General features: G+C 53.7%; 6 protein-coding genes. All 6 read right to left on the reverse strand.

Annotated elements, in window-relative coordinates:
• Positions 1–225: 225 nt before the first annotated feature.
• Positions 226–1,341 carry an Mrp/NBP35 family ATP-binding protein gene (locus Q0X57_RS07220; protein WP_297729620.1) on the reverse strand — a complete coding sequence of 372 codons (1,116 nt, stop codon included), beginning with the start codon at positions 1,339–1,341 and terminating at the stop codon, positions 226–228.
• A gap of 29 nt (positions 1,342–1,370) precedes the next feature.
• Positions 1,371–2,165 carry a tRNA (guanosine(46)-N7)-methyltransferase TrmB gene (gene trmB / locus Q0X57_RS07225; RefSeq protein ID WP_297729622.1) on the reverse strand — a complete coding sequence of 265 codons (795 nt, stop codon included), beginning with the start codon at positions 2,163–2,165 and terminating at the stop codon, positions 1,371–1,373.
• Positions 2,166–2,184: 19 nt separating this feature from the next.
• Entirely contained in the window at positions 2,185–2,517 is a 333-nt protein-coding gene (locus Q0X57_RS07230; protein WP_297729625.1) for a hypothetical protein, read from the reverse strand.
• Positions 2,518–2,565: 48 nt separating this feature from the next.
• Positions 2,566–3,669, reverse strand: a complete 1,104-nt coding sequence (gene meaB, locus Q0X57_RS07235) for a methylmalonyl Co-A mutase-associated GTPase MeaB (protein WP_297729628.1) — start codon at positions 3,667–3,669, stop codon at positions 2,566–2,568.
• Between the two features lie 66 nt (positions 3,670–3,735).
• Positions 3,736–4,833 carry a DUF1573 domain-containing protein gene (locus Q0X57_RS07240; protein ID WP_297729631.1) on the reverse strand — a complete coding sequence of 366 codons (1,098 nt, stop codon included), beginning with the start codon at positions 4,831–4,833 and terminating at the stop codon, positions 3,736–3,738.
• Between the two features lie 117 nt (positions 4,834–4,950).
• Complete coding sequence (locus Q0X57_RS07245; protein WP_007365720.1) at positions 4,951–5,349, reverse strand: DUF1573 domain-containing protein; 399 nt, start codon at positions 5,347–5,349, stop codon at positions 4,951–4,953.
• Positions 5,350–5,854 lie beyond the last annotated feature (505 nt).

Here is a 5,854-nt window from a genome sequence, read left to right on the forward strand (position 1 = left end):
AAGAATGAAATGAAAGTTCCGAAGAATTTTTCGTTTCCTCGCTGGATAATCCCGAATATCTACGGAGTAAATTCCCGATTTCCTCCACCTTCCCGATTGCTTTCATAGAGACGTAGATGCAGTCGTCCGCTATAATGCGTCAGCCTTGAGAGGTTAGAGATTAGCAATTAGAGGTTAGAAGCACTACACGCCAAAGGATACGAGAAGGGATCTAACCTCTAAAGTCTAATGCGATACGTGCACCCGCTTGGTGGCGGGTGCCATCGTCAGCCTCTCCTGCACGCGCTCCGTCACAGCCGAGGCTAGCTCCGCGAAGTAGTGACTCATCACCTGGTCACTCTGTGCGGCTATCGGCTCTCCCGCATCGCCAGCCTCGCAGACACTCTGCACGAGTGGCAGCTGCCCCAAGAGCGGGATGTGAAGCTCCTCGGCCAATCGCTTGCCTCCGTCACGACCGAAGATGTAGTACTTATTGTCAGGCAGCTCGGCAGGCGTAAACCATGACATATTCTCCACCAAGCCGAGGATAGGCACATTGACAGGATCCGTCTGGAAGAGGTTGATCCCCTTCATCGCATCAACGAGAGCCACCTCTTGCGGTGTGGTCACCACGATAGCGCCCGTGAGTGGAAGCGTCTGCACCAGCGTCAGAGCGATGTCTCCCGTTCCTGGAGGCATATCGATGAGCAGGTAGTCCAACTCTCCCCAGTGCCCCTCGGTAAGCATCTGCTTGAGCGCATTCGAAGCCATCGTACCACGCCATAGGAGCGCTTGGTTGGGACTCACGAAGAAGCCGATGGAGAGCATCTTAATCCCCTCCGTCACAACGATCGGAGCGATGCGATCCTTGCCGTCCACCTCCTCAGCCACGGGCCGAGCGTCCTCACAGTGAAACATCTTAGGCATTGACGGACCATAGATGTCGGCATCGAGGAGCCCCACTTTATACCCTTGGCGAGCTAGAGCCACCGCCAGATTGCTCGTGACTGTACTCTTGCCCACACCCCCCTTGCCACTGAAGATGGCGATCGTGTTAGAGACCATCGGGAGCGGGTTCTCCACCTCAGGCTGCTCAGGCTCCTCTCTAAAGGTTGCCTTGATACGCCCCGCCACATCTGCCTTCGCATCTAGGAAGGTGAGGATAGCGGTTTCGGCCGCTTTGACCACGGAGCGAGCAAACGGATCTCGCACACGGGGGAAGTGTAGCGTCAGAGAGATCTGTCGTCCCTTGATCTGTATGTCGTCTGTCACGATACCTGACGTGACAATATCGGTACCAGTACCTGGGTAGCGCACATTGCGCAGCGCATCGAGTACCTGTTCGGTTGTATAGCTATTCATATCTTGTTTCGGTTACTTGGTCTGAGCTTTTATTCTTCCTGAGCGAACGCCCGCTCCACTTGATGCAGGAGTCCTCCAGGGACTTGCGACCAACTGGTATAGTCGTCATGCTCAGGCTCACTTTCGGGCTCTAGCCACTGCTCGCGCATAGGTAGCGCAAAGCGGATATACTTGATCACCTTACCTCTGCCCAGCCACTGCTTCTCGTAGTGAGTCAGGACACGTGGTATGCCGTACTGTGTCAGCAGAGCTTCCTCTTGGTAAAGGTCTGCCAGTGCCACGATAGGCTCCACGCCATTGACCTCCAGCAGGCTCAACGTGTACTCATAGAGGAAGGTGCTATCGGTTTTAAGGTGTACTACTCCATCGGGCTTGAGATAGCGGTTGTAACTAGTAAAGAAAGTTGACGAAAGAAGTCTAGCACGTGTGCGCTTCATCTGAGGATCGGGGAAAGTGATCCAAAGCTCACTCACCTCTCCAGGGGCAAAGGCTAGCGGCAGTAAGTTAATGTCCGTACGCAGGAAGGCCGCATTAGTCAACCCTTTGTCTAGAGCCTCCGTAGCTCCGTGCCACATACGTGCGCCCTTACGGTCCACGCCAATATAGTTGTGCGTAGCATCTTGCTGAGCCAGTGCCACCGTGTACTCACCTCGTCCGCAGCCCAACTCTAAGACGAGCGGGCGATCCGCATCAAAGGCGCACCCACTCCACCCGCCAGCTATCTCTCCCGCCACCTCTGGTGAAGAGAGCTCCGCATAGCCATACTCATACACGTTGGGATAGCTATGCAGGTCGGCAAATTTCTCCAGTTTACGTCTAGCCATGGGCGCTCCTCAGGATCAATTACTCTGGATCCTCATCGGTGTCTATGACATCGACCAGTCCCTCCTCGGCATAGTAGTCATAGAGCGTGGAGACGAGATCGTACGCATCGTCCTCATGCATCTTGACGCCCATGTCCTGACTCAAGTGATCGGAGACATAGCCAGCCATTGCGTCTAAGTCTAGGCAGACCTCCTCATCATCGCCCTGCGTCTCGGTGTAATCGTCACAGAGATCCATCACGTAGAGAAAGATCTCATCATCGTCATACTCCTTGATAAAGGAGGGATCGAGATGACTGCGCAGGTACTGAACCGCACCTCGATCAAGCTGCTCAAAGTCTAAGTCTGCCATCTTGCTATGTAGTCTATATGTATAGGTTAAATGTGTAACTCGTCCCCATTACTTCAGCGACTTGTAGAAAGCCTCCAGGAGCCGTCCCGCACCCACGAAGGGGGTGATACGATTCTCCAGGACCTCGTGCTCTACCGACTCTTGGAGCTGCTTGACCTGCTCACTGTCGTAGAAAGAGCGACGAAGCTCCTCATTGACCGTCTCATACATCCACCACTTCTCCTGTCGGCGACGATTGTAGTCAAAGTAACCACTCTCCTTAGTCGTCTGACGATAAGTATCGATCATGTCAAAGATCTCCTTGATACCTATTCCCTTCAGTCCTGAGTAGGTCATAACCTTAGGCTCCCAGCCCGACTCAGTAGTGGGAAAGAGCTGTAGCGCATTGCGAAAGTGCTGCGCTGCCAGACGAGCCTTGTCCACGTTGTCGCCATCAGCCTTGTTGATGATGATCCCATCGGCCATCTCCATGATGCCACGCTTGATGCCTTGTAGCTCATCGCCTGTACCAGCCAGCTGGATCAAAAGGAAGAAGTCGACCATCGAGTGGACAGCCGTCTCACTCTGCCCTACCCCCACCGTCTCAACGAAGACCGTGTCAAAGCCAGCAGCCTCGCAGAGGATAATGGTCTCACGCGTCTTGCGCGCCACACCACCCAGCGAAGAGCTACTAGCACTCGGACGAATGAAAGCACGCTCCTCCCGTGAAAGGCGCTCCATGCGTGTTTTGTCGCCTAGGATACTCCCCTTAGAGATCTCACTACTAGGGTCTATCGCCAGCACCGCCAGCTTGTGTCCCTGCTTGATGAGATGCATGCCGAAGGCATCTATCGACGTACTCTTGCCAGCTCCAGGCACGCCCGTGATACCGACACGCATCGACTGCCCACTGTATGGCAGACAACCCTCTAGTATCTGCTGCGCCTTGAGCTGATGGTCGTGACGTGTACTCTCGACGAGCGTCACGGCACGAGCCAGGAAGGTACGATTGCCCGCTAGGATCTCCTCTATATAGCGCTCAGCGGGATAGTCCTCACGCTGTACCCGTTGCTGGCGCAGATAGGGATTGACCATAGGCTGGACGGAGACACCTTTATTCACCTTGAGACCCGCATAGCGAGGGTCATTCTCAGGATGATCGTTTGTGAGCATGGAGGAGTTAGAGATTAGAGGTTAGAGGTTAGAGATTAGAGGGCTAGTGGCGCTAGATACGCTAGGCTACCGCTTAGGTACAACGATCAGGACGTTGCGTAGCGGAGCATTCGGATCGTTGAGCAGGAGGTCAAAGTTTGCCTTGAGAGCTCTACGTGAGCGATCCACACCCTCCAGCTTGAGCTGATAGCGTATGTCGGCACTAGCACCTGGAGCTATCGTCTTCGGGTAATCCAAGATAGTCAGGAAGGCGGTATTGCTCTCCACGGAGTAGAGCTGCATAGGGGCTTCGCCATCATTCTTTAGAGCGACAGTCCCCTCATAGACTTGATCCTCTGGAGCTAAGTCGGTCAGACGCTGGTAAGTATTCAGATCAGCACGAGGGGTTGGAGCTCCCTTGACAAAGCTGGGGGGCATCACAAGACGTACCATCACGCCACCCGAGAGGTCAGACTCACCGTCCTGCGTATGTACGGTGATACCTATCCACCCCTTGTGAATGCCAGGAGCTATTGATCCGTCATTATGTGCCGTCAAGAAGATTTCCTCTGGCTCGTAAGCTGCCAACGTAACGTGACGCAAACTGCTCTTCAGAAAACTTGGGATCGTATCTAGCGCTACCTCTAGAGGCTGACCCGTCGGATTGTTGAGCATCAGGCGAATCGTATTCTCTTCGCCTGCAGGCTGTAGCGGGAAGTCTAGGAAGAGGTTACTCACCTGTAGCGCTCCGATCTCTTGCTGGTAGAGTGCATTCGTTGGGGTCTGCCTACCGAGTGTAGCTACATTGCCTTTGATCGTCAGCTTGATAGGCTTATTCGGATCTACGGAGGTGTAGACACGGGTATACTTGACGAAAGAGCCTGGACGATTTAGCGGATTGTAGGTGATCTGGATAGGTATCGAATCCCCTGGAGCTACAGCGGTACGATCATATGTAGGGGTCGTACAGCCACAGTCCGTATTGACACGCAGGATAACCATCGGCTGGTCAGACACGTTGCGCAAGGTGAAGCTATGCGACACCGTCCCCCGCTCCTCAGCTATCGTCCCGAAGTTGTGGATCGCTGAGAGCGAGTCAATCATCTTCTCCGTCTGCTGTGCACGTACTACACATAGGGTAGTGGCAAGGCAAAGCAGGAGAGCTACCATTCGTCTTGTAGCCATACACTATCTATCTTAGTTCGCTTGAGACACGCTCCTCCGCCCCACCCCTTCGTCATAAAGGCTCTAGGGCTGAGCGTGCATCGCTTCAAATGACTGTAGACTTATCTCTCAGTAGGACTACTCAACAATACCCTTAATGCGTAGGATGTAGCTACCATCCTTGCCATTGCTATAGACAGAGATGGTCTTGACGAATTGTCCTGGTCGTCCAGCAGGATTGTAGGTCACCTTGATCGTTGTACTCTTACCTGGAGCTATAGGTGCTGTCTCAAACTCAGGCTTCGTACACCCACAAGAGGCTACGACACGAGTAAGCACGAGGGGTGCTGTACCCGTATTCTTGATCGTAAAGGTATGACTGACAGGACCATCAACCTCCTTGATCGAGCCAAAGTCAAACTCCGTCTCCGTAGCAGTGATCTGAGGACCAGACTGCTTGCCTGTTTGCTTGTTCTGAGCTCCAGCTAGTGTGGCACAGAGGAGGAGAATTGTTGTAAGGATTGCAATGCGTTTCATAAACTTTGTAGTCTTAAGATTTATACTCTATATGATTGGTACGGCTATAGGACTCTGATCCAGCGGGTAAGCCTCTCAGCGCCCCATCGCCTCACCTGGTAGGTTACCCAGCGTCCGCCACTCTCGTCACAGAACGGAGTGGACGCAACCTACGCCCTGCAAATATACTATTTTCTGATGATACGGGGATCAACTCCGCAAATCGGACTGAGCGTCCCTCCCCGAACGACGAGACGTGTAACCGTTGTAGGGACGCACGATCTGTGCGTCCGTCCCCGAACGACGAGACGTGTAACCGTTGTAGGGACGCACGATCTGTGCGTCCGTCCCCGAACGACGGAACGTGTAACAGCTGTAGGGACGCACGGTCGTGCGTCCGTCCCCGTTAAAACCAACGGACGCTGTAACCTTTGACACAACAAATGCACAGGCTACACGTTTTGCTTTAACACAACGGACGCACAGATCGTGCGTCCCTACAGCCGTTACTCGTCCGATACCTCCG

Source organism: uncultured Porphyromonas sp., from assembly GCF_947254915.1.
In the GTDB taxonomy this organism is placed as follows: Bacteria; Bacteroidota; Bacteroidia; order Bacteroidales; family Porphyromonadaceae; genus Porphyromonas.

What these genes read in the sequence shown, in the direction of transcription:
- trmB (WP_297729622.1), bottom strand. Translation starts at nt 2,165, where the DNA reads ATGGCTAGACGTAAACTGGAGAAATTTGCCGACCTGCATAGCTATCCC.
- meaB (WP_297729628.1), bottom strand. Translation starts at nt 3,669, where the DNA reads ATGCTCACAAACGATCATCCTGAGAATGACCCTCGCTATGCGGGTCTC.
- Q0X57_RS07240 (WP_297729631.1), bottom strand. Translation starts at nt 4,833, where the DNA reads ATGGCTACAAGACGAATGGTAGCTCTCCTGCTTTGCCTTGCCACTACC.
- Q0X57_RS07245 (WP_007365720.1), bottom strand. Translation starts at nt 5,349, where the DNA reads ATGAAACGCATTGCAATCCTTACAACAATTCTCCTCCTCTGTGCCACA.
- Q0X57_RS07230 (WP_297729625.1), bottom strand. Translation starts at nt 2,517, where the DNA reads ATGGCAGACTTAGACTTTGAGCAGCTTGATCGAGGTGCGGTTCAGTAC.
- Q0X57_RS07220 (WP_297729620.1), bottom strand. Translation starts at nt 1,341, where the DNA reads ATGAATAGCTATACAACCGAACAGGTACTCGATGCGCTGCGCAATGTG.